A 23120-nucleotide genomic window follows, 5' to 3' on the forward strand; every position below is an offset into this window, starting at 1 on the left:
CGTGGTGAGTTCAACCCGTTGACGCAACGGCTTGGCTCAGCTTAGCGGCTGGCGTCTGGAAGCCCAAGGTCTTACGGGGCCTTTCGTTGAGTCGTCTGGCGATCTTGTTCAAGAATGCCTGCGAATGGCTGGATAGGTCCGTGCCGTCGGGGAAGTACTGCCGCAGCAGACCATTGGTGTTTTCGTTCGAACCGCGCTGCCAAGGGCTTTTCGGATCGCAGAAGTAGACCTGGGTGTCGGTCGCCACGGTGAAGTTCTTGTGGCTAGCCATCTCACCACCTCGATCCCACGTCAAAGATTTTCGCAATGCAGTTGGTAGTGTTTTCACTTGCCGGCTCAGCGCCGAGACGACGCTATTGGTGTCCTTACCCTTGACCTTCACCAGCATCACGAAGCGCGAGTGCCGCTCCACCAGCGTCGCGATATGGGAATTGTTGCTTCCCGTGATCAGATCACCCTCCCAACCCCGGCACGGCGCGATCTTCGACCTCCGCCGGGCGCTCCCGAATCGATATCGCGTCGATGATCCCGCCGCGAGACATTGCGATGGCCAGCTTCGAGTGGCGCATACGGCGACGCGTGCGCAAGTGCGCCAAGAGTTCCTTCTTGAGCAGACCACGCGCCTGGATGAACAAGCTCCGGTAGATCGTTTCGTGCGACACCTGCAGTGCCTGGTTGAGCGGGAACCTGAGCTTAAGCCAGCCGGCGATCTGTTCCGGCGACCATTGCTGGCCCAGCTTACAAGCCACCAACCAGCGCAGCCGAGGGTTATCGGCTAACCGACAAGACTGTGGCCTCCGGGCCGCCTCCCAAGCGGCCTCATCGGCATGTGCGGCCCGATATCGATCACGGCCGCCATGTCGTGCAACTTCCCGGCTAATCGTCGAGGTAGGCCGCCCTAGGCTGAGCGCAATCTGGCGAAACGACTGGCCAGAAGCCAAGCATCGAGATATCTCTTCGCGGTCCACTAAACTCAGCGATCGAGCGGATCGACGCCGCGCCCTCGGCGCGATCCCGCCATGCGCGGCCAGAACCCCGAAAATCGAACCTGGATTCTTGTCAAAGAAGCGGGCAATGCCGCTGAGTGACTGGCCACCCTTCCATCGTCGCCATAAATCTTGCTTCTGGGCCCGAGACATACCGGGCCGCCCCATCCTTGCCATATCGTTCGCTCCAATCAGTGCAATTGTTGATCATGTTGCATTGACGGGTTGAATTCACCGCGGCCTTTTTTAGGATGTCGCGTTCCTCGGTCACCCGCTTGAGCTCGGCTTGCAAGCGCCGGTTCTCAGCCGCCAATGAAACATCGGCATGGCGTGCCTCAGGCACCTTGCGCTGCATACGCACCCACGCGTAAAGCGTATCGATGCTGACTCCCAGCCGACCCGCCACCTCACGCACCGGGCGCCCCTGGTCGATCACCTGTTTGGCCGCTTCGACCTTGAACTCATCCGTATACCGCTTGCTGCTCATATCCACCTCCGTGATTGCCGTAATGTACGGCTCGGAGATGTCTAGAGAACCCGGGGCGATTCAAACCGTTTCAATGCGGGGTGCACCCGGCTACCAGAAATAGGGGTGGCGATATGCCCTTTCCCGCGGGCTACGGTAAATCTCAGCCTGCGCGACGGGCTCGACTATCATCCGGGTTTGCTCCAGCAACAGGGGAACCCGAGTCGCATGAATCAGGTTGCTCTTTCGTCCTTCATCTGGTCCGTCGCCGACCTGCTGCGCGGCAACTACAAGCCGCACGAATACGGGCGCTTCATCCTGCCGTTTACCGTGCTGCGCCGGCTGGACTGCGTGCTGGCCCCGACCAAGGGCAAGGTGTTGGCCGAGCATGCCAAGAAGACCGAGGCGGGCGTCAATCCCGACCCCTTCCTCCGCCGGATCGTGGGCGAAGCGCGGTTCTACAACACCTCGCCCATGGATCTGCCCAAGCTGCTGGGCGATCAGGATCACATCCGCCAGAACCTCTACAGCTACGTGCAGGGCTTCTCTCCCGAGGCCCGGGACATCTTCGAGCGGTTCGATTTCTATACCCAGATCGAGCGGTTGGCCAAAGACAAGCTGCTGTACCTGATCACCGAGAAGTTCGCGAACATCGACCTGCACCCGGACCGGGTGGACAACGCCCAGATGGGCCTCGTGTTCGAGGAGCTGATCCGCAAGTTCGCCGAGCTCTCCAACGAGACGGCGGGTGAGCACTTCACCCCGCGTGAAGTCATCCGGCTGATGGTCAACCTGATCTTCATCGAGGACGACGATGTGCTGACCCCCGGCAATGCCGTGGTGCGCACCATCTACGACCCCACGGCTGGCACCGGTGGCATGCTCTCTGTCGCGGCCGAGCACCTGATCGAGCACAACCCGGCCGCTCGCCTGACCCTGTACGGCCAGGAGCTCAACGACGAGTCCTACGCCATCTGCAAGGCGGACATGCTGATCCGCGGGCAGGACGTGGGCAACATCGTGCCGGGCAATACGCTTAGCGAGGACGGCTTCACCCACCGTAAGTTTGACTACATGCTCGCCAATCCGCCCTTCGGTGTGGAATGGAAGAAGGTGCAGAAGGTGGTCACGGATGAGCACGAGCAGAAGGGCTTCGATGGCCGCTTCGGCCCGGGCCTGCCGCGCGTATCCGACGGTTCGATGCTGTTCCTGCTGCACCTGGTGTCGAAGATGACGCCAATGGGCAACGGTGAGGGTGGCAGCCGCTTCGGCATCGTGCTCAACGGCTCGCCCCTGTTTACCGGTGGTGCCGGCAGTGGCGAGAGCGAGATCCGCCGCTACCTGCTGGAAAACGATCTGGTCGAGGCCATCATTGGCCTGCCGACCGACATGTTCTACAACACCGGCATCGCCACCTATGTCTGGATCGTCAGCAACAAGAAGCCGGCAGACCGCCGTGGCCAGGTGCAGCTGATTGACGCCAGTGGCTTCTGGCGCAAGATGCGCAAGAGCCTGGGCAGCAAGCGCAAGGAAATGGGCGAGGACGACATCGCCACCGTCACACGGCTGTTCGGTGACTTCACCGAGGCCGAGCGCGTCACCGTGCTGGATGCTGCAGGCAACACAGTCGAAAAGCGCATCGTCACAGGCACCGACAACCTGCCGGTACCGCCGGAAGGTGGCAAGCTCAAGCGCGTGCCGATCTCTCGCATCTTCGACAATGAGGCCTTCGGCTATACCACCATCACAGTGGAACGACCGCTGCGCGACGAAGCCGGCAACGTGGTTACGTTCGAAAAGGGCAAGCAGAAGGGCAAGCCGCAGCCCGACAGCAGCCTGCGCGACACTGAAAACGTGCCGCTGGGCGAGGACATCCAGGCCTACTTCCAGCGCGAGGTGCTGCCGCATGCACCGGATGCGTGGATCGACGACAGCAAGACCAAGGTCGGCTACGAGATTCCGTTCAACCGGCACTTCTACGTGTTCGAGCCGCCGCGTCCGCTGGAGGAGATCGACGCCGAGCTGAAGCAGGTGGCCGGCAACATCATGCGGATGCTGGGGGAGCTGGCGGAATGAGTCTGCCGAGGTATCCGGAGTACCGGGACAGCAGAGTGCCTTGGCTGGGAGAGTTGCCCGCGCATTGGGGGGTGTCTCCAATGAAGCGACTCCTCGATATTCAGAACGGCGCGGACTACAAGCACATCGAAGCGGAGGACGGCTATCCCGTACTTGGATCAGGTGGACAGTTCACGTTCGCCACTGATTACATCTACGACGGCGAGTCGGTGCTGCTCGGGAGAAAGGGAACGATCGACCGGCCGCTGCATGTCAAAGGCAGGTTTTGGACCGTCGACACTATGTACTGGAGCCGAATCCGACCGGATGTGTGCGGACGCTTCTGTTACTACGCAGCCACGACGATTCCCTTTGGCCTTTATTCGACCAACACCGCGCTGCCAAGCATGACAAAGGCCGCGCTAGATGCGCACTTCCTGGCCTCCCCGCCCTTGGAGGAACAACGTTCGATTGCCAACTTACTCGACCGCGAAACCGCCAAGATCGATGCGCTGATCGCCGAGCAGGAGAAGCTGCTGGCGCTGCTGGCCGAAAAGCGCCAGGCCGCCATCTCCCACGCCGTAACCCGCGGCCTCGACCCCAACGCCCCGATGAAGGACTCCGGCATTGCGTGGTTGGGGGAGGTGCCGGCGCATTGGGAAATAACAAGACTCGGCGTCATTCTTGATGCAATCGGCGATGTTGACCATTTCATGCCGGCGTCAGTCGAGCAGGGTGTTCCTTACCTGATGACGGGTGACTTGAAGGAATTTGTTAGCGAAGTGAGCCTCGAAGGCTGCAAGCAGGTTAGCGATGAAGACTACTTGGCGCTCTCTAGAAAGATTAAGAGTTCAAAGGGAGATGTAATCATGGCGCGCTATGCGACCATCGGGACATCCATGTATGTCGACGTCGACACGGATTTTCTGGTGTCTTACTCGTGCGTCACGCTCAAGGCAAATCATTCCAAGGTATCAGGCTTGTATCTGTTTCAGTACATGAGGTCAGATGCGTTTCGTCAGGCTGTAGAAGGTCAAGTAAATACAAACACGCAGGGAAATGTCGGCATCAATCATTTGAAGAACATAAGCGTTGTGCTGCCGCCCATTACCGAACAAGCAGGAATTGCCGCCTTCGTCGGCTCTGAAACGGCAACAATCGATGAAATGAAGGCCGAAGCCGAGCGTGCAATCACTCTCCTAAGAGAACGTCGCTCCGCCCTGATCGCCGCCGCCGTCACCGGCAAGATCGACGTGCGAGGCGCAGTGGAGAGGGAGGCGTCGTGACCGACCCCTGGCTCCGCGATGTCCCCGCGGTGTTCCACGCACTGGCCGATCCCCGGCTGGAAAGCGCGATCCCGCAGCCGACAACCGGACCATTCGACCAGGCCTGCGCCCACTGGGGCGCACTGCACTACACGCTGTCCAGCCTGCTGGGTTGGGTCGATGTCGGTTGTGGACTGGCCTGGTGGTACGCCGCCGGCAAGCCGGTGGACGATTCGCCCCTACTGGCACTGGTGCAGCGGGTGTGGGGCGCCGATGACCTCATCGACTACTACGCAGCGTGGGCATGGCTACCCGAGGGCGTTGGCTACGAGTTTCCGCAGAGCGTCAGTCCATTTGACGGGCCGTCTCCCATGTGGCTTGGCCGCCATTCCCGTTGGAAAAATGAGGAGTGGTGGCGCGGCTTCGCCCGGCGTGGCCAAGTCCACCACCACGATCCCTTCTACGGCGGCAGCGATCCGCTGCATCTGGCAGCACATGCCGGCCCACCCACGGTCGAGCCGTCGGCGAACCCGCTGGTACACCTGGTCCCGCATCAACGTCGCGCCGTGCTGGTCACGGAGGGGCTGGACCACTGGCTGGCCGACCTGCATGCACTGGAAGCAAGCTTGCCACCGCAGGGCGAGCGATCGTGGCGGGTGGAGATCTTCGATCGTTGCGTGGGTTATCTGGGCGAGTATCGCCGCAGCCGCGTGACGGGGCACTGGTTCTTGGGCAAGCATTCCGTCCATATGGGGGGACATCCGGGACATGAGTGATATCCAGTTGTTCCGCCTGAGTGAAGGACTGGCAATTGAGCTGCCCGGCCGCGCAGTGGCCGTGGAGCGCCAGTTGCAGGCGCTGATTGAGTCACAGATGCCGGCATTCCTCGGGGTCCGCTTCCTGGCCACCGAGCACGCGACAGGCAAGACCCACAAGGGGCGCATCGACTCGCTGGGGCTGGACGAGAACGGCTGCCCTGTCATCGTCGAGTACAAGCGCCACAGCAACGAAAACGTCATCAACCAGGGCCTGTTCTATCTGGACTGGCTGCTGGACCATCAGGCCGAGTTCCGCTGGCTGGTCATGGAGCGTCTGGGCAAGGACGTAGCCGACGCCATCGACTGGACCGGTACGCGCCTGTTGTGCATCGCGGCCGATTTCACCCGCTACGACCAGCATGCCGTCCAGCAGATTCCCCGCAACATCGAGCTGATCCGCTACAAGCTGTTCGGCGATGACCTGTTGCTGCTGGAGCTGGTCAATGCGGTCAGCGTGAGCGACGCCACGGCCGGAAAGACCCAAGCGACTGGAGCCACAACCGGAACGCCTAAGATCAGTGGTAAGGATAAGACGGCCGCGGAACAGCTTGCGCAGGCGCAGCCGGAGATCCGACAGCTCTACGAAACCCTTGCCAGCTATCTCAATGCGCTGGGCGATGACGTGCAGGAAAAGCACTTGAAGCTTTACACGGCGTTTCGGCGGCTGAAGAACTTCGCCTGCGTCATTCCCTACCGGGACAAGCTCTTGGTGATGCTGAAGGTGGATCCAGACACGGTTACGCTGGAGGACGGGTTCAGCCGAGATACCCGCAACATCGGCACATGGGGGACGGGTGATCTGGAACTGACGCTCCGCACCCAAGCGGACATGGACAAGGCCAAACCGCTGCTGGATCGCAGCTACCAGGAAGGTTGAGCCTGGGCATCAGGGGGAAACAATGAATTTGCATCAGGAGCATCACTTCGAACGCGAGATTTGCGAGCAGCTGGCGGCCCAGGGCTGGCTGTACGGCGAAGGCGATGCCGCCCACTACCACCGCCAATCCGGCTTGTTCCTGCCCGACCTTCTAGCGTGGATCGAGGCGACTCAGCCGGACAGCTGGCAGCGACTCCAGAAGACCCACGGCCCTCAGCTGGCCGAACGATTGGCAGAACGGATTCGCAAGAACCTCGACGAGCGCGGCACGCTGGATGTGCTGCGCCGAGGTGTCGAGATGCTCGGGCTGAAGCAGCCGCTTTCGCTGGTCCAGTTCAAGCCGGCGTTGGCCATGAACCCCGTGACCCAGCAGCACTACGCGGCCAATCGTCTCCGCGTGGTGCGGCAGGTCAAACACTCGCCCAATCGCCCCAACGATTGCCTGGATCTGGTGCTGTTCGTCAACGGCGTTGCAGTGGCAACGGCCGAGCTGAAGTCGGAGTTCACCCAGAGCGTGGGCGATGCTGTGGACCAGTACCGGTTCGACCGGCATCCGCACCCCAAGGGCGGGCTGAGCGAGCCGCTGCTGGCCTTCCCCGGTGGCGCACTGGTGCACTTTGCGGTCAGCCAGGCCGAGGTAATGATGACCACGCGGCTGGCCGGAGAGCAGACCCGGTTCCTGCCGTTCAACCGCGGCAACGAAGGTGGCGCGGGCAATGCCCCCGATCCGGAAGGGTTTGCCACTCGCTATCTGTGGGAGGAGGTCTGGGCACCTGACAGCTGGCTGGAGATCCTTGGCCGCTACCTGATCGGCAAACGTGACGAGAAGAAGCAACTGCAGTCGGTGATCTTTCCGCGCTACCACCAGTTGGACGCCACCCGGAAGCTGGTGGTCGACGTCCACGCGCAAGGTACTGGCCAGCCCTACCTGATCCAGCATTCAGCCGGTTCCGGCAAGACGAACTCGATTGCGTGGACGGCCCACTTCTTGGCCGATCTGCACCGCGACAACGTGAAGGTGTTCGACAGCGTGCTGGTGGTTTCCGACCGCAATGTGCTGGACAGCCAGCTGCAGGAAGCCATCTTCGACTTCGAGCGCACCACTGGCGTGGTCGCCACGATCACCGGCGAGCAGGGCAGCAAGAGCGCCCAGCTGGGGCAGGCGCTGAAGGACGGCAAGAAGATCATCGTCTGCACCATCCAGACCTTCCCCTTTGCGCTGCAGGCCGTGCAGGAGCTGGCCGCGACCGAGGGTAAGCGGTTCGCCGTGATTGCTGACGAGGCGCACAGCTCGCAGACGGGACAAGCGGCAGCGAAGCTGAAGCAGCTGCTGAGTGCGCAGGAGTGGGCCGACCTGCAGGACGGTGGAGAGATCGACACGGAGGCTCTGCTGGCTGCCCAGATGGGTGCCCGCAGTGCGGAATCCGGGCTGACCTACGTCGCCTTCACCGCCACACCCAAGGGCAAGACGCTGGAGCTGTTCGGTCGCCCCGGCCCGGACGGGCTGCCTCAGCCGTTCCATGTGTACTCCATGCGACAGGCCATCGAGGAGGGCTTCATCCTCGATGTCCTGCGCAACTACACGCCTTACGACCTGGCCTTCCGCCTGGCGCATGACGGCAAGGAGATCGACCAGACGCAGGTCGAGCGCAGCACGGCAATGAAGGGGATCATGCAGTGGGTTCGCCTGCACCCTTACAACATCGCCGCCAAGGTACAAATCGTGGTGGAGCACTACCGCGAGAACGTGCAGTCGCTGCTGGACGGGCAGGCCAAGGCGATGGTGGTGGTGTCGTCCCGGCTGGAGGCGGTGCGCTGGCAGAAGGCCATCCGAGAATACATCGAGCGGCAGCACTATCCGCTGGGCGTCCTGGTGGCATTCTCGGGCGAGGTCAATGATCCGGAGTCCTATCCCGAGCCGGTCACCGAATCCAGCAAGCAGCTCAATCCGGGGCTGAAGAACCGGGACATTCGCGAAGCCTTCGCGCAGCCTGAGTTCCATCTGTTGCTGGTAGCCAACAAGTTCCAGACGGGCTTCGACCAGCCACTGCTGTGCGGTATGTACGTGGATAAGAAGCTGGGTGGCGTCCAGGCGGTACAGACGTTATCGCGCCTGAATCGCGCCCATCCTGGCAAGACGACGACATACGTGCTGGACTTCGTCAATGATGCCGCGGACGTATTGCAGGCCTTCAAGACCTACTACGAGACCGCCGAGCTCGAATCCACGACCGATCCGAACCTGATCTTCGACCTCCGCGCCAAGCTGGATGCTGCCGGCCATTACGACGACTTCGAGGTGGAGCGGCTGGTGAAGGTGGAGATAGATCCGAGAGCCACCCAGGCGCAGCTTGTGGCCGCCATCCATCCCGTCGCCGACAGGCTGCTGAAACGCTACCGGGCGGCGCAGCAGTCACACACAGTTGCCATTGCCGCAGAGGACGGCCAAGCGGAAAAGACCACCAAGGACGAGCTGGATGCGTTCGTCCTCTTCAAGGGGGACATGGCGTCGTTCAACCGGCTGTATGCCTTCCTGTCGCAGATGTTCGATTACGGCAACACCGAAATCGAGAAACGGTTCCTGTTCTACAAGCGCCTGCTGCCACTGCTGGAGTTCGGGCGCGAGCGCGAGACCGTGGACCTGTCCAAGGTGGTGCTAACACATCACACCCTGCGCAGCTGCGGCAAGCAGCCGCTGAACCTCAATGCGGATGGCACCTACCAACTGCAACCGATGGAAGCGGTTGGCAGTGGTCACGTTCAAGACAAGCAGCAGGCCTACCTCAACGAGATCATCGAGAAGGTCAACGGGCTATTCGAGGGTCAGCTCTCCGACGGCGACCAGCTCGTGTATGTCAACGGCGTCATCAAGGGCAAGCTGTTGGAGAACGAAACGCTGATCCAGCAGGCGACCGACAACAGCAAGGAACAATTCGCCAACTCCCCGGACCTGAAGCACGCTCTCCTGCACGCGATCATGGATGCGCTGGATGCACACACGACGATGAGCAGTCAGGCGCTGGAGTCTGAGCGGGTGCGGGATGGATTGAAGGACATCCTGCTGGGGCGCGCGCAGCTTTATGAGGCGCTGCGGGCGCGGGGTGGAGATGCGAGGCCTAGGGTGTAGTTTGTAGTTTGGATTCGGTGGTCAGGTCGAATGAGGCTGCTATCGACCCTAAGCGGACAAACTACTTGAAAAAGAAAGGGGCCTTGCGGCCCCATTCCCCTGGTCGCCAGCCCTCAGAACATGCTGATGGCTTTTAAGACCGTCAGCAGTCCGACAGGCAACCCCAGTCTCATATCGAATGAACGAATGAAACCACGGCGGCTTTGCCAGCTGGCTGACACGCTTAGAAAGATCATAAGACCTCCTTTGTCGTGTGCCCCCGGGCTCTAGATGGACAAGTCTTCGAGGGCGTCAGCCAGTTGATGATTTTTGACCGATGTACAGTTCCGGAGTCGGGAAATCATCAACCACTTGCCGGAATCTGTAGGTTGCCACAACTCTAGTTGCTCGAAAAGAATTGGCAACTTTCTGATGGGTATTCGAATGGCCGATTGTGGCCGAAACTGGACACACACGGTGCGACCCCACGCGTCTCAATTGGCAGAAGGCGGGAGTTCGAAGAGTGGTTCCGCACCAGCCAAACAATGAAGCAGCTGTCCTGCGCTAAGCAGTCTGGCGTCGGCAGCCGCGCTATCCCTGACGCGGCCCGCAGCGGCTGGATGACCTGGACTCCTGTCCGGTGCCGCACGTTGCCGACCCCTGCTGGCTATCCAGAGGGCAGTCCAAAAGCGATAAGGGTTCGCCCCGCCGAGAAGTAGGAAAAGTCTGAGTTCCCGCGATGAGTCTGCCAATCGCACGGAATGAGACCCGAGGCCAACATCCTCCCCGCCTCGGAGGATTCATGACCCAACTCGCTCGCCTTGAACTTGAAACAGCTGGCACGGATGGCGAGCCCCTGCTCGCGCCTCGCCTGGCGCGTAAATACCCTGATCGCGTGACTGGGGCCTTCGTGGTTCCGGCACGGGAGGGTCGCTTTGTAGAGCTACCCGCTGACTTACCAACGGCGATCGCCACCGCCTTGCGCACGCGGGGGCGCGAACGCCTGTATTCCCACCAGGGCGCCTGCTGGGACGCTGTGCAGCGTGGCGAGGACGTCGTCGTGGTGACGCCCACAGCCTCGGGCAAGACGCTGTGCTACACGCTGCCGGTCGTGGCCGCCGCTATGACTCGCCGTAGCAAGGCGTTGTACCTGTTCCCGACCAAGGCGCTGGCGCAGGACCAGGTGGCCGAGCTGATCGAACTCTCCAAGGCCGGGGACCTTGGCGTGCGGGCGGCCACCTTCGATGGCGACACCCCAGGTGACCAGCGTCAGGCGATCCGTCTGTCGGGCGACATCGTGGTGACCAACCCGGACATGCTGCACCAAGGCATCCTGCCGCACCACACGAAGTGGGCGCAGTTCTTTGAGAACCTGGCCTATGTGGTGATCGACGAGATCCACGCCTATCGCGGCGTGTTCGGCTCGCACCTGGCCAACGTGCTGCGGCGGTTGGAACGCATCTGCGCGTTCTACGGGGTGCGCCCGCAATTCATTTTGTGCTCGGCGACCATCGGGAATCCCAAGGAGCACGCCGAAGCCCTGATCGGCCGCCCGGTCACGGCGATTACCGAGTCCGGCGCTCCGGCAGGCGAGAAGCACGTCCTGCTGTGGAATCCGCCGGTCGTAAACCCGGACCTGGGTCTGCGTGCCTCGGCGCGCTCGCAGTCCAACCGCATCGCACGGATGGCAATCAAGGCGGGCCTGAAAACCCTGGTGTTCGCGCAGTCGCGGACGATGGTCGAGGTGTTGACCAAATATCTGAAAGACGTATTCGACCATGACCCGCGCAAGCCAGCGCGCATTCGCGCCTACCGCGGGGGTTATCTACCCACTGAGCGTCGCGAGGCCGAGCGAGCGATGCGCGACGGGCGTATCGACGGCATCGTGTCCACTTCCGCGTTGGAACTGGGCGTGGACATCGGTGCGCTGGATGTCGTGGTGCTCAACGGCTACCCTGGCAGCGTCAGCGGGACGTGGCAGCGCTTCGGACGCGCAGGTCGGCGGCAGAAGCCAAGCCTGGGCGTGCTGGTGGCCTCGTCCGACCCATTGGACCAGTACATCGTCCGGCACCCGGAGTTCTTCTCCGACGCCAGCCCGGAACACGCACGCATTGCGCCCGACCAGCCGGTGATCCTGCTGGACCATATCCGCTGCGCTGCGTTTGAGTTGCCTTTCCTGGAGGGCGACACCTTTGGCCCAGTCGATCCTGCCGTATACCTGCAGCTGTTGGCCGAGGATGGCGTGCTGCATCCGGAAGGTGGGCGTTGGGAGTGGATCGCGGACAGCTATCCCGCAGGCGCCGTCAGCTTGCGCTCGGTCGCGGATGGCAATTTCGTGGTGGTGGATCGCACCGACGGACGCCAGGTGATCATCGCGGAGGTCGATTTCAGTTCCGCACCGCTGATGCTCTACGAAGGCGCGATTCACATGGTGCAATCCACCCCGTTTCAGGTCGAACGCCTGGACTGGGAAGGCCGCAAGGCCTATGTCACCCGCACCCACGTCGACTACTACACCGACGCGATCGACTACACCCGACTGAAGGTTCTGGAGTCCTTCGACAGCGCTGTGACCGGCGTGGGTCAGGTCCACCATGGCGAAGTTCATGTGGTGCGGCGCGTGTCTGGTTACAAGAAGATCCGCTACTACACGCACGAGAACATCGGCTACGGACCGGTCACGCTCCCCGATCAGGAAATGCACACCACCGCGTGCTGGTGGCAGCTGCCGGAGCCAGTGCTGCATTCGTTGTTCGACAACCGCCAGCAGGCGCTGGACGGCTTCCTCGGGGCGGCACACGCGCTGCATGTCGTGGCTCGCATCGCTGTAATGGCCGACGGGGCCGACCTGCAAAAGGCGGTCGGCAGTGGTGATGGGGCGTGGTCAGCTAGCGGTGACGGACGGGGTCGGGGGCAACTGCGCGCCACCGATGGCGCGGCGGTTCAGGCCGACGCACTGGCCCGCTTCGAGCCTACCGTCTATCTCTACGACAATTATCCCGGAGGCGTTGGCCTCTCCGAGCCGCTATTCCAGCGCCAAGCCGAGCTCCTGCAGCGCGCGCAGTCGCTGGTCGAGGCGTGCGACTGCCGTGCGGGCTGCCCTGGGTGCGTGGGGCCGGTCCTCGACGAAACCGTTCCACTGACGGAAGGACCCCGCCAGCTCGCACTGCGCCTGCTGCGCGCGCTGCAGGCCGCATGAGCCTGACCCTGACCCGGCTGCAGGCGCTACGGCGGCAAAGTGGCGCGCCTGCCGCGGCTGCAGTGGCGACACTGGCCCCTCCGGCGGCGAAGATCGACTCTGATCCGTTGGCCCGCCTGCGTGGCCTGCTACGGGTCAAGCGCCGCGACGCGCCGGCACCTGCATCAGCGGAAGACCGCTTGCTTCCAGGCCGGGAAATTGCCCCCGGCCTCTGGCTGCAGGAAGGTCGCCTGCCGTTCGATCTGCCGTGGCAGCCGCATCTCGACGCCGCCTTCGCCAGGCGCGACGTGCCGTTGCCCACCTCTGAACTCATGTTCTTCGACACTGAAACCACCGGTCTGGCCGGTGGGACAGGCACGCGCGCCTTCATGATCGGCGCAGCAACGCTCGACCCTGCCGGGCTGCACATCCGTCAGCTCACCATCACGAAGACGAGCGCTGAACCGGCCATGCTCGACCTGTTCCGCGGCTGGCTCCGACCTAGCACCATTCTGGTCAGCTACAACGGCAAGTCCTACGACGCCCCGCTGCTCAAGACGCGCTATCGCCTGATGCGACAGGCCGAGCCGCTGTCCGCGCTCGATCACGTTGATCTGCTGCATCCCACGCGGCGACGCTACCGGGGAGTGTTCGAGAACTGCAGGCTCGGGACCATCGAGCGACGGGTGCTCGGCATCGTTCGGGAAGACGATCTGCCGGGTAGCGAGGCACCCGGGGCGTGGTTGGATTACCTGCGCGGCAGCTCAGCCAAGCAGTTGCGGCGCGTGATGGCACACAACCATCAGGACGTGGTGACACTGGCGCGACTGGCCATTCATTTGAGTAGGTGCTAACGCGCATCCCTAGATGCTTTCTAACTGCGGCTAGACAGTCATCAGGGGTAAGAGGGCCCATAGCACAGGCTCTATCTGACCTTGAGGATGTCGCTCCACTTCTGCGTGTACGCCGGTGACAAGCTGTCCTGGCGCATCGCCCATTTGGGAGTAGCCCCCCTACGAGAGGCTGCCGACGCCAACGTGACGCTGCCACGTCCGAACTTGCGGTTGGCCGCGTCCATCACTTCCATCAACTTGGCCGAGCGGGGATCGATGCCGGCGAACAGATCGGCCTGCTGCAGGTCCCCATGCGTGAGATCGAGCAGGCCAACGCCAGCCTTCTTGTAGCGGTACCCTTTCTTGAACATCGCACGCGTCAGCGCCTGGGCCACGGACAGCACCTCCCGTGTATCGGATGAGGGTCCGATCAGATTGAAGGCCTTGGAGGGGTGGTACTGACGAGCCCCCGGCTTGAAGGGGTTGGTGTTGATCCATACCCAGACGCCCGAACACATCAGGCCACGCTTGCGCAGCTTCTCGCACGCCCGGATTGCGAATGTTGCCACGGCTTGCTGGAGGTCTTCCAAAGATTCCACGTCGTTCTTGAAGGATCGGGAGCAGACGATCTGCTGGCGGTCCGGTTCGTCCTGGACAAGCTCGGCGCAGACGACCCCTTGCAGCTCGCGTTGCGTGCGGGCAAGCACCACCCCGTAGCGCGCGCGCAGGGTCTCGGGATCTGCGCCCATGAGGTCGCGGGCCGTCAGGATGCCTTCGGCACCGAGCCGGGCTGCGAACTTGCGCCCAACCCCCCAGAGGTCCTCAACGGGATAGGCTGCAAGCTCAGGGATGCCTGCGTCCACGGCCATCACGCCGCCTGGCGTCTTCTTCGCCAGCTTGTTACCGAGCTTGGCCAGCGTCTTGGTGGGGCCGATGCCGACGCAGCAGGGAATGCCGGTCCACTGGAGGATCCGATCACGGGCGACGCGCGCGACATGTACGTGATCCGCGACGGGAATGCCTTCCAGCGATATGAAACTCTCGTCGATGGAATACACCTCCACGCGCGGGAACAGGTCACGCAGGATGGTCACGATCCGTCCGGACAAATCCCCGTACAGGCCGAAATTCGCCGAGCGGATGAGGAGCTGCTTACGAATGGTGGGGTCCACCTCATGAATGGGCTGGCCCATCCTGACGCCGAGCGCCTTGGCCTCATTGCTACGGGCAATGGCGCAGCCGTCGTTGTTGGACAAAATGACGACAGGCCGGCCAATGAGATCGGGCTGGAAGGCCCGCTCACAGCTGGCGTAAAAGTTGTTGCCGTCGACCAGCCCGAGCATCAGCGCCCCAAGTGGTTGCGGAACGAATAGGTCACCACGCCCCACACCTGCAGCTCGACCTCATCGGCCACAGCGAGGGGCGGCGACCCGTCGCCCGATAGCAGTTCCACGCAGGAGCGACCGATACGCAGCTGTTTGACACACAAGCCGCCGTCCCATAGGAGCAGCGCGATGTGACCCGATTTGGCATTGATCGAGCGATCGACGACCAGCATGTCGCCGGCGTGGATCCCGAAGCCGCGCATGCTGTCGCCCTCGGCCTGGGCGAAGAAGGTGGCAGGCGGGTTGCGGATGCACAGCTCGTTGAGATCCAGGTCCTCCCCCATGAAGTCCTCAGCCGGGGAGGGAAACCCGCAGCTGGCACGCATGCCCAAAAAGCGCAGCGGTAGGTGAGACAGGTCTAAACGACAGGCGGCCACGGGGCCGATGGCGGGGGGGGAGGCAATGGAGGTCATGGTGGCGGAAGCTTCGGGGGCCAGTGACGCACCCGATGAGACGAGGGGCGCGAAGCCTACGCCCCGACCCTTGGTGAGTGCCACCGAACCGCGCAACGCCCCGCCCACCGCGGCCGCCACAGAGATGAATGCGGCCCGGATCCTGTTAGCTGCGATGTGAAGAGGCCTGAACAGGCGGAGCGGGATACTTTCGGGATGGACCAGAATGCCCACTGCGACCTGCTGGCGGCCCGGCTGGCCTACAAGAAGCCGCACCTGTTGGCGTTGGCCGAGGCAGGCCACCCGCAAGCGTTTGATCAGGCGTGGAACCTCCTGGACCCGATCTTCGTCGACGCCGAACGCCATGGTCTCGGCAGTCGTTGTTACCACCTGATCGGGCTGCTCTTGGCTGAGACCAGATTGAACCGGAGGTTGCGATGAAATCGCGCGTTGAACTCGATGCCATGCTTGATGACCTCGAAGCGCGCCTGCCCGGCTTGCTGGCTAACTGCAAGCAAGAGGACATGCTGGACTGCTTCACGAGGGAAGCAGACGCCATCGATTCTCAGACCGAGGAAGAGGATCACGCACACGTGTGGGGCCGCCTGCAGCACCTCCAAGGCTGTGCCGGCCTTATTCCGAGCGACGAAGAATGTACCGATGAATGAAGCGGACGTTTCGTACTGGATCGGCCAGTTGGAGGCGTACAACGTGTTCCTCCGCAACGTGCCGCTGTCCAAGGAATACCGAGACACCACGACATTCAGGCAGTTCGGCGAGGTGCGCAAAGCCAAGCGCGAGGAGCTGGGTCTGACCGATGACGTCATGGCACAACTTCACGGTATCCGCGACCACCAGCCCCTCAATTGGGCCTTTGTCGAAATCGGCATGACCGTCGACAACCGCGAGCTGCTCTGCCCGAGCTATTTCGAAGACTTGCCGCTCGACTACTACTGGATGCCCGAATACAACGCCGTTCGCGAAGCAGTCGAGGCACAGCGGGAAGCTGACGATCAGACGCTGCAAGAGTTGGTGTGGAAGCTTGCGCCCCCGATCCCCAATACCAAGCATGATGATGGAGTAAGCGGTGTGCTATTCGGCTGAAGCCTGGTCGCTCTACGACAACTACACGCGTGAGTTCGGCGCGGATATCGATATCGAGGCGTTCTGGAAAATTTACCTGGAGCGTGATGAGAAATACCGCATCCGCAAGAAGCTCTCGGACGGCACGAAGATCCCCAAGGGAATCGATCGAAACTTCCTCCCCCCCAAATCAGAGCTAGAGCGGAAGATTCAAGAGCTGATCTCCGAATGGAACGGCCGGAAGCTTGCCGAAAGCGAAGCTGAATTGGCAGCGCAAGAGGCGCGCCTGGCTGCCGCCGAGGCGAAGCTTGCGGTCAAGGAAACGAAGACGGCGCTCAACGAGCAGCGGATTGCCAGTAACAAGATCAAGCAGACGAAGCGCTGGATCGAGGATGCCAAGCGCACCAGGCACGAGCCGACCAAGGACGACCGAATCTTCCCGGACTGGTACGCGCCCGTGCTTATCGTGGAGAACGGCAAGCGAATCGTGCGGCCCATGCGCTATCACTGTCGCCCGGCGGGAATGGACCCCTCTATTGACCGTACCAAGACGGGCCAAGTCTCAGGCACCTACAACGCGCGGCGCGACAACCTGACGCGATTCTGGCGCAACCAATTTGGCCATACGCACGGGCTGATGCTGGCTGAAACCTTTTACGAGAATGTCGATGACGGAAAGGGCGGGAGCAAGGAAATCCAGTTCCGCCCCAGAACAGGCGAGACCATGTATATCGCCTGCCTGTATTCCCACTGGGTCGATCGCAAGGGCATCGAGCCGGGCCTATGGTCCTTTGCTGCCATTACCGATGAGCCCGAACCAGAGGTCGCCGCGGCGGGACACGACAGAACCGTCATCAATATCAAGCCTGAGCACGTCGATGCGTGGCTCAACCCGGACCCGAAAAATCTGGACGCGCTGTTCGCGATCTTCGATGACAAGCGTCACCCGTACTACGAGCTGATGAAGGAAGCGGCATGATGACGCCCGACCAGGAATGCCGCCTCGTGAAGCTAGAAGCGTATGTCGTGGAGGCCGCAGGCAAATCCCCAGGGGAATTCTGGCGCGGATTCGATGACCTCGCTGGCGATTTGGGCGAGGAGGCCTATGCAGACGACGCGGATGGCGAGCTCATCGAGCGGTACACGAGCTTGTTAGCGAACGCCGATGAGGGCGGTTTTGCAGTGCCTCCCGAGGCGATGGGCGTCGCGAGACCCTAAGAGCTGCGACGTCCGTCAGGGCGGGACGAGCAAATGCTTGGGTTAGCCTAAGTCGTTTGTCACGGGACGTGCGGGCAGGTTGGTGGCCGGATCCGACCCAAAGCGGACATAGAGGCGCTTCGAAAGGGTAAGCCGCGGAGGGCGATCATCCTCGCCCAAACTAATGGCACCCTTAGCCGCTTATGAGGGCAAGTCTTCCACACCGTCCTAGGGGGCTTATGTCCCTTCGAGGTGTGGTATTCCATAGGCCCACTTTGCATGGGGCGGACGGTGTTTTGCACCGCCCGCTGAGTTCAGGCGTTACAGACCGTGGGCCGCCGCTTCCTTGGAGCTTAGATAGCCATTCTTGTCGGCATCGAGCATGGCGAAGTGCGCCGCCAGCGGATGCTTGGCCATCTCCGCCGTGGACAGCTTGCCGTCCTTGTTGCTATCCAGTTTCTGGTAGGTAGTGCTTGCTGCGGACGGCGCGTGCCCGGCGTGATCCATGGCGTGATGCTCTTTGCCATCGTGCTTCATGGCGTTTTTGCCGTGATCCATGTGCATGCCGCCATGCTCCATCGACATTGTTCGGTGGTGCTCGACAAACTCGGCGCGGCTGAGGCTGCCGTTCTTGTTGGTGTCGATCTTGTCGAACATCGTGTTTGCCATCTTGGCCCGCGCCTCGGGCGTCGCCGGCATCTGCATGGACGCGTGGTCCATTTTCATCTTGCTGTGGTCCATCGGCTTAGACGCGGTTTGAGGACCGGCGTGGGCGTTGGATGCCAGCAGCAGGGTCGCGGCGAGGGCGATCGAAGTTTTAACGTTCATGTTGGAACTCCTGTGGAGCGAGCGTGTGGGGGGTTGGCGCTGGGCCCGGGCTCTCGGGGGGAGGCGTCTTCTGGAAGGCGTGTCTTGGCCAGTCGCAGGGCATTGCCGACGACTGATACCGAACTCAGGCTCATCGCCAGGGCGGCGATCATCGGGCTGAGCAGCAGGCCGAACACCGGGTATAGCAGGCCGGCTGCGATGGGGACGCCAATGGCGTTGTAGAGGAAGGCGAAGACGAGGTTCTGGCGCATGTTGCGCACAGTGGCCTCGGACAGTGCGCGGGCACGCAGGATGCCGCGCAGGTCGCCCTTCACCAGCGTTACCTGGGCGCTGGACATGGCCACGTCGGTGCCGGTTCCCATGGCGATACCGACATCGGCGCTCGCCAGCGCAGGCGCATCGTTGATGCCATCCCCGGCCATCGCGACCTTGTGGCCCTCCGACTGCAAGCGCTTGACCAGCGCGGCCTTGTCTTCCGGCTTCACCTCACCGTGGACTTCTTCGATGCCAAGCGCGCGCGCCACGGCTTGCGCGGTGGTCGCGCCGTCGCCGGTCGCCATCACCACGCGCAGTCCGCTGGCCTGCAGCGCGGCGATTGTGGGTTTTGCCGAAACCTTGATCGGATCGGCCACCGCCAGCAGCCCCAACAACTGGCCATCGCCGGCGAGGAACATCACGCTGGCGCCATCGGCGCGCAGGCCTTCGGCTTCTGCGGTGAGCGAGGCCACGTCGATGTTGTTGACGTCCATCAATGCACGGTTGCCGAGCAACAGCGCACGCCCGTCGACCGTGCCGCGGACGCCCGACCCGGTGACCGAATCGAAGTCCTGCACCGTCGACAGACCAATTGCGCGTTGGCGGGCTTCGGCGACGATGGTTTCGGCTAGCGGATGTTCGCTGCCCTGGTCCAGGCTCGCGCCCAAACGCAGGACTTCAGCGGGATCGTTTCCGGCCGCGCCGATCACCGTGCGGAAGCTCGGTTTGCCCTCGGTCAGGGTCCCGGTCTTGTCCACCACCAGCGTATCCAGCGTGCGGAAGCGTTCGATTGCTTCGGCATCGCGGAACAGCACGCCAGCCTGCGCGGCGCGACCAGTGGCGACCATGATCGACATCGGCGTAGCCAGCCCCAGTGCGCACGGGCAGGCGATGATCAACACCGACACTGCATTGAGCACCGCCCAGGTCCAGGAGGGTTGCGGCCCCCACAGGCCCCAGGCGAAGAAGGTCGCGACCGCGGAGGCGAGCACTGCCAGCACGAACCAATAGGCGACCTTGTCGGCCATGCGCTGCATTGGCGCGCGCGAGCGCTGCGCTTGCGCCACCAGTTGCACGATGCGCGAGAGCACGGTGGACGAACCCACCTGGTCGGCACGGATCAGCAGGGCGCCGGTGCCGTTCTGGGTGGCGCCAATGACAGTATCGCCCACGCCCTTGCCGACCGGCATTGCTTCACCGGTCAGCATGGATTCGTCGACGCTCGAACGGCCCTCGACCACGCTGCCATCGACCGGCACTTTTTCGCCGGGCCGCACTCGCAGCAAGTGGCCCACGTGCACGTGGTCCAGTGGGATGTCCTCCTCCGTTCCGTCATCGTTGACCCGTCGCGCAGTCTTGGGTGCCAGTCCCAGCAGCGCCTTGATCGCGGCACTGGTCTTCGAGCGGGCACGCAATTCAAGCAACTGGCCGAGCAAGGTCAGCGAGACGATCACCGCGGCGGCCTCGAAGTACACGCCCACGCGTCCGTGGTCACGGAAGGAATCGGGAAACAGACCTGGCGCCAAAGTGGCGACCACGCTATAGCCGAACGCCGCCGCCACGCCGATGCCGATCAGCGTCCACATGTTCGGGCTGCGGTTGCGGATGGATTGCAGGCAGCGAACGAAGAACGGCCAGCCCGCCCACAGCACCACGGGCGTGGTCAGGGCTAACTCGATCCACGTGCGTGTGGCGGTGGGCAATGCGGGCAGGGAATGGCCGAACATTGCGAGAAGCAGGACCACCACGCTCAGCGGAAGGGTCCACCAGAAGCGACGACTGAAATCGCGCAGTTCCGGGTTCTCCTCCTCGTCCAGGCTGGGCATCTCCGGCTCAAGTGCCATTCCGCAGATCGGGCAGGTGCCCGGCCCCTGCTGGCGGATCTCGGGATGCATCGGGCAGGTGTAGGTGGCATCGATTGCTGGGGCAGCCACGTGCGCGACAGGAGCCGAGGCCTCGCCATTCGTCGCGGCTGTCCGGTCGAGGTAGTGCAGCGGGTTGGCGATGAATTTCTCGCGGCAGCCGGTGCTGCAGAAGTGGTATGAGTTGCCAGCATGGATTGCGGAACCACCCTTTGCAGTCACCGGGTCTACGGTCATGCCGCAGACGGGATCGCGCGTCGGATTGCCAGCAGCGTGGTCATGAGTGCTCATGTGCGGTCCTCCGACAGGGCTGTAAGGATCGGGCAGCGGTCCAGTGCGCCGTGCCCGGGACAGGCAGTGACCAGGCTTTTCAGGGCCTCACGGATGCGGGTGAGTGAGTGGATTCTTTCCTCCACGTCTCGCAGCTTCGCCTGGGTCTGTGCATTCAGTGCGGCCATATCGTCCCCGGACATGGCAGTCAGGCTCAGCAGGTCGCGGATCTCGTGCAAGGTGAACCCGAGGCCCTTGGCGCGACGCATGAAACGCAGCCGATCCACGTCCGCGTCCACGTAGTCCCGGTAGCCGGAAGCCCGCCGGATCGGCGGTGGAATCAAGCCCTCGCGCTCGTAGTAGCGCACCGTGTCGATGGGGACATCGGCCCGCTTTGCCAGTTCGCCGATCTTCATGGGTTCACCTGTGAAATGTGCCGGTGAGTGGGACTGTGCACCCTTCACCAAAGTCCAGAGTCAAGCGTCAGCGACCGTGCCGAGCAAATGGATGGCTTCGGCCGTCCGGTGCCACCAGCTCCACCGTGTAGGGCTGCACCGTGCCATCCGGAACCTCCATGCCAGGCGACCCGATCGGCATCCCTGGCAGCACCAAGCCCTTCCCCTTCGGACGTTCGACGAGCAGGCGCTTGATGTCGTCCGCAGGCACGTGGCCTTCCACCATGTAGCCCCCGACCTCCGCGGTATGGCACGAGCCCTTTCCATCGGGCACGCCGAGCCGCTCCTTGATGGGGTTCAGGTCTTCGGTCTCGTTGACGCGAACGGTAAAGCCGGCCCCGCGCAGGTGATCGACCCAGGCGCCGCAGCAACCACAGCTCGCACTCTTGTGCACCAGCACGGGGGGGAGCACTTCGGCAGCGGCCAAGGCTGCCGTGGGCGTGGATGTCGCGGGCGTTGCGGACAATTTCTTTGTCGTCGGCGCATGCGTGGAGATGGGCTTGTTCTGGTCGGGCGCCGAAGCGATGCCCCCAGGGTCGGCTTGGCAGGACGTCGCCATCAGTGTGCAGCCGACAGCCAACAGCACGTTGAACGGAATTGATCGGGACTCGAAGCGCATGTGACGTTCCTTGGGTTTGATGAAGTTGTGTGAGGCGCAGGCAGCGTGGGAGCGGGTCAGAACCACACGCGCACGCCGGCCACCACGCGTGTGTCCGCTGCGCCGTGCCCCGCGTTGCGACGAAAGTCGGCGGTGTCGCCAAAGGCGCGGTCGTGCTCGAGGCCGATGTAGGGCGCGAACTGACGTGTGACCTCGAACCGCAGTCGGGCACCAAACTCGACTGTCGAGAGACCGGCGCCAATACCCGCCAGTGGATCTGCCTTGCCATGAGCATTTGCCTCCGCCCGCCACTGCAGGATCAGGCGGTTGGTCAGCAAGGTGTCGTACTCGGCTTCCGCACGCAGCGCCGTGCGACCGCCCTGGCCGATGTAGGCGGTGGCCGCCACCTCGAACTTGTAAGGCGCCAGCCCCTGCACACCGAACGCTGCCCAGGTGCGCGAAGGGCCTTCGCCCACTTCCTGACGCACCCCGGCCAACACGTCCCACCACGCCCGCACGCTGCGGCCATACAGCACTTCAACATCGCCGTGTTCGATGCGGCCATCGACGGAATCGCCCTCGCTGCGCAGCCAGACACGCTGGATGTCGCCACCGATCCAGCCCAATGCTTCCCATCCCAGCGCGGTGCCGTCATCGGCGTCGGAAACCTCCAGACGGTCCAGCAGCCAGTAGCTGTTGGTGCTGGTGCCGTGTTCGTGGTGCGTGTGCACCGCGGGGAAAGCGGCCTCGCGGTCGGCTTGGGTTACGAGCGGAATTGGCGTGACGGACGTGGAAGGCGCGTGATCTATCTTCGAATGGTCCATGCCTTCCATGTTCGAGTGCTCCATGCCCTCCATCTTCGAGTGATCCATGTCCTCCATCTTGGAATGGTCCATGCCCGTCATCACGGGGGACTCCATCTTCGAGTGACCCATTCCTTCCATTTTCGAATGGTCCATCGTGGAATGATCCACTGCGGCAGGCGCTGCCTCCGGCGTCGCGGTCTTGCGAACGGGTTGCGTTGCTTTGGCAGGGGCCTTGGCCGCAGGTGGCCTCGGTGTTTCAGCAGGCTTCGCGGGAGGCGGCTTCTGTTCGGTGGTCATGGCAGCTGGCTTCGTGGGCGTCATCGCATGCCCCTCGTGCTGGGCGCGAGCCGGTGACGGCGCAGCGATCGCGAAGACAATCCCAATCGGAAGAATCAGGCGCATGGC

19 protein-coding genes and 2 pseudogenes are annotated in these 23120 nt (G+C 62.8%); 12 read left to right on the forward strand and 9 right to left on the reverse strand.

What is annotated here, in order from left to right:
• Positions 1 to 10: 10 nt before the first annotated feature.
• Positions 11 to 1163 (reverse strand): annotated as a pseudogene (locus tag DCD74_RS11805) (IS30 family transposase).
• 61 nt (positions 1164 to 1224) lie between these two features.
• A pseudogene (locus tag DCD74_RS13025) lies at positions 1225 to 1473 on the reverse strand (transposase); the annotation flags it as partial.
• Between the two features lie 207 nt (positions 1474 to 1680).
• Here DCD74_RS13025 and DCD74_RS11815 point away from each other — a divergent pair.
• The 7 genes from DCD74_RS11815 to DCD74_RS11845 all read left to right on the forward strand — a co-directional run bounded on the left by DCD74_RS11815 (position 1681) and on the right by DCD74_RS11845 (position 13605).
• The gene (locus DCD74_RS11815) at positions 1681 to 3528 is read left to right on the forward strand and encodes a type I restriction-modification system subunit M (protein WP_112927474.1); all 1848 of its coding nucleotides are present in this window, start codon (positions 1681 to 1683) and stop codon (positions 3526 to 3528) included.
• 80 nt (positions 3529 to 3608) lie between these two features.
• Positions 3609 to 4793: a restriction endonuclease subunit S gene (locus DCD74_RS11820; protein WP_217424260.1), complete on the forward strand. Its 1185-nt coding sequence runs from the start codon at positions 3609 to 3611 to the stop codon at positions 4791 to 4793.
• Positions 4790 to 5548, forward strand: coding sequence for a hypothetical protein (locus DCD74_RS11825; protein WP_112927476.1), 759 nt, complete (start codon positions 4790 to 4792; stop codon positions 5546 to 5548). The genes DCD74_RS11820 and DCD74_RS11825 overlap by 4 nt, the downstream gene beginning before the upstream one ends.
• The gene (locus tag DCD74_RS11830; RefSeq protein ID WP_112927477.1) at positions 5541 to 6467 is read left to right on the forward strand and encodes a DUF5655 domain-containing protein; all 927 of its coding nucleotides are present in this window, start codon (positions 5541 to 5543) and stop codon (positions 6465 to 6467) included. The genes DCD74_RS11825 and DCD74_RS11830 overlap by 8 nt, the downstream gene beginning before the upstream one ends.
• 22 nt (positions 6468 to 6489) lie before the next feature.
• Positions 6490 to 9594 (forward strand): type I restriction endonuclease subunit R, encoded by a 3105-nt coding sequence (locus tag DCD74_RS11835; protein ID WP_112927478.1) that lies wholly within the window; start codon positions 6490 to 6492, stop codon positions 9592 to 9594.
• Between the two features lie 781 nt (positions 9595 to 10375).
• A complete protein-coding gene (locus tag DCD74_RS11840) occupies positions 10376 to 12772 on the forward strand; it encodes a DEAD/DEAH box helicase (RefSeq protein WP_112927479.1) in 2397 nt (798 codons plus the stop codon).
• Entirely contained in the window at positions 12769 to 13605 is an 837-nt protein-coding gene (locus tag DCD74_RS11845; RefSeq protein ID WP_112927480.1) for a ribonuclease H-like domain-containing protein, read from the forward strand. Before DCD74_RS11840 ends, DCD74_RS11845 begins: the two co-directional genes overlap by 4 nt.
• 71 nt (positions 13606 to 13676) lie before the next feature.
• Here the strand turns inward: DCD74_RS11845 and DCD74_RS11850 are convergent, their stop codons facing one another.
• Together DCD74_RS11850 and DCD74_RS11855 are read right to left on the reverse strand one after the other, a co-directional pair.
• The gene (locus DCD74_RS11850; protein WP_112927481.1) at positions 13677 to 14927 is read right to left on the reverse strand and encodes a Y-family DNA polymerase; all 1251 of its coding nucleotides are present in this window, start codon (positions 14925 to 14927) and stop codon (positions 13677 to 13679) included.
• Complete coding sequence (locus tag DCD74_RS11855; RefSeq protein ID WP_237049614.1) at positions 14927 to 15382, reverse strand: LexA family protein; 456 nt, start codon at positions 15380 to 15382, stop codon at positions 14927 to 14929. Before DCD74_RS11855 ends, DCD74_RS11850 begins: the two co-directional genes overlap by 1 nt.
• Before the next feature lie 195 nt (positions 15383 to 15577).
• Between DCD74_RS11855 and DCD74_RS11865 the strand changes: the two genes are divergently transcribed.
• The 5 genes from DCD74_RS11865 to DCD74_RS11885 are packed head-to-tail and all read left to right on the forward strand — an operon-like array spanning position 15578 to position 17662.
• A complete protein-coding gene (locus DCD74_RS11865) occupies positions 15578 to 15802 on the forward strand; it encodes a hypothetical protein (protein WP_162616011.1) in 225 nt (74 codons plus the stop codon).
• The gene (locus DCD74_RS11870) at positions 15799 to 16029 is read left to right on the forward strand and encodes a hypothetical protein (RefSeq protein ID WP_112927484.1); all 231 of its coding nucleotides are present in this window, start codon (positions 15799 to 15801) and stop codon (positions 16027 to 16029) included. The genes DCD74_RS11865 and DCD74_RS11870 overlap by 4 nt, the downstream gene beginning before the upstream one ends.
• The gene (locus DCD74_RS11875) at positions 16022 to 16465 is read left to right on the forward strand and encodes a hypothetical protein (RefSeq protein ID WP_112927485.1); all 444 of its coding nucleotides are present in this window, start codon (positions 16022 to 16024) and stop codon (positions 16463 to 16465) included. The genes DCD74_RS11870 and DCD74_RS11875 overlap by 8 nt, the downstream gene beginning before the upstream one ends.
• On the forward strand, positions 16449 to 17423 hold the full coding sequence (locus DCD74_RS11880) for an SOS response-associated peptidase family protein (protein ID WP_112927486.1): 975 nt from the start codon (positions 16449 to 16451) through the stop codon (positions 17421 to 17423). The genes DCD74_RS11875 and DCD74_RS11880 overlap by 17 nt, the downstream gene beginning before the upstream one ends.
• The gene (locus DCD74_RS11885) at positions 17420 to 17662 is read left to right on the forward strand and encodes a hypothetical protein (RefSeq protein ID WP_112926679.1); all 243 of its coding nucleotides are present in this window, start codon (positions 17420 to 17422) and stop codon (positions 17660 to 17662) included. Before DCD74_RS11880 ends, DCD74_RS11885 begins: the two co-directional genes overlap by 4 nt.
• Positions 17663 to 17962: 300 nt before the next feature.
• Here the strand turns inward: DCD74_RS11885 and DCD74_RS11890 are convergent, their stop codons facing one another.
• The 5 genes from DCD74_RS11890 to DCD74_RS11910 form a co-directional block, all read right to left on the reverse strand.
• The gene (locus tag DCD74_RS11890) at positions 17963 to 18469 is read right to left on the reverse strand and encodes an EF-hand domain-containing protein (RefSeq protein ID WP_112927487.1); all 507 of its coding nucleotides are present in this window, start codon (positions 18467 to 18469) and stop codon (positions 17963 to 17965) included.
• Positions 18466 to 20877, reverse strand: a complete 2412-nt coding sequence (locus DCD74_RS11895; protein WP_112927488.1) for a heavy metal translocating P-type ATPase — start codon at positions 20875 to 20877, stop codon at positions 18466 to 18468. The genes DCD74_RS11890 and DCD74_RS11895 overlap by 4 nt, the downstream gene beginning before the upstream one ends.
• Positions 20874 to 21272, reverse strand: coding sequence for a heavy metal-responsive transcriptional regulator (locus DCD74_RS11900; protein ID WP_112927489.1), 399 nt, complete (start codon positions 21270 to 21272; stop codon positions 20874 to 20876). The genes DCD74_RS11895 and DCD74_RS11900 overlap by 4 nt, the downstream gene beginning before the upstream one ends.
• A gap of 67 nt (positions 21273 to 21339) precedes the next feature.
• Positions 21340 to 21930 (reverse strand): DUF411 domain-containing protein, encoded by a 591-nt coding sequence (locus DCD74_RS11905; RefSeq protein WP_237049615.1) that lies wholly within the window; start codon positions 21928 to 21930, stop codon positions 21340 to 21342.
• A gap of 56 nt (positions 21931 to 21986) precedes the next feature.
• Positions 21987 to 23117 carry a copper resistance protein B gene (locus DCD74_RS11910; RefSeq protein ID WP_237049616.1) on the reverse strand — a complete coding sequence of 377 codons (1131 nt, stop codon included), beginning with the start codon at positions 23115 to 23117 and terminating at the stop codon, positions 21987 to 21989.
• Between the last annotated feature and the right edge of the window lie 3 nt (positions 23118 to 23120).

The organism is Lysobacter oculi (genome assembly GCF_003293695.1).
Lineage (GTDB): Bacteria > Pseudomonadota > Gammaproteobacteria > Xanthomonadales > Xanthomonadaceae > Solilutibacter > Solilutibacter oculi.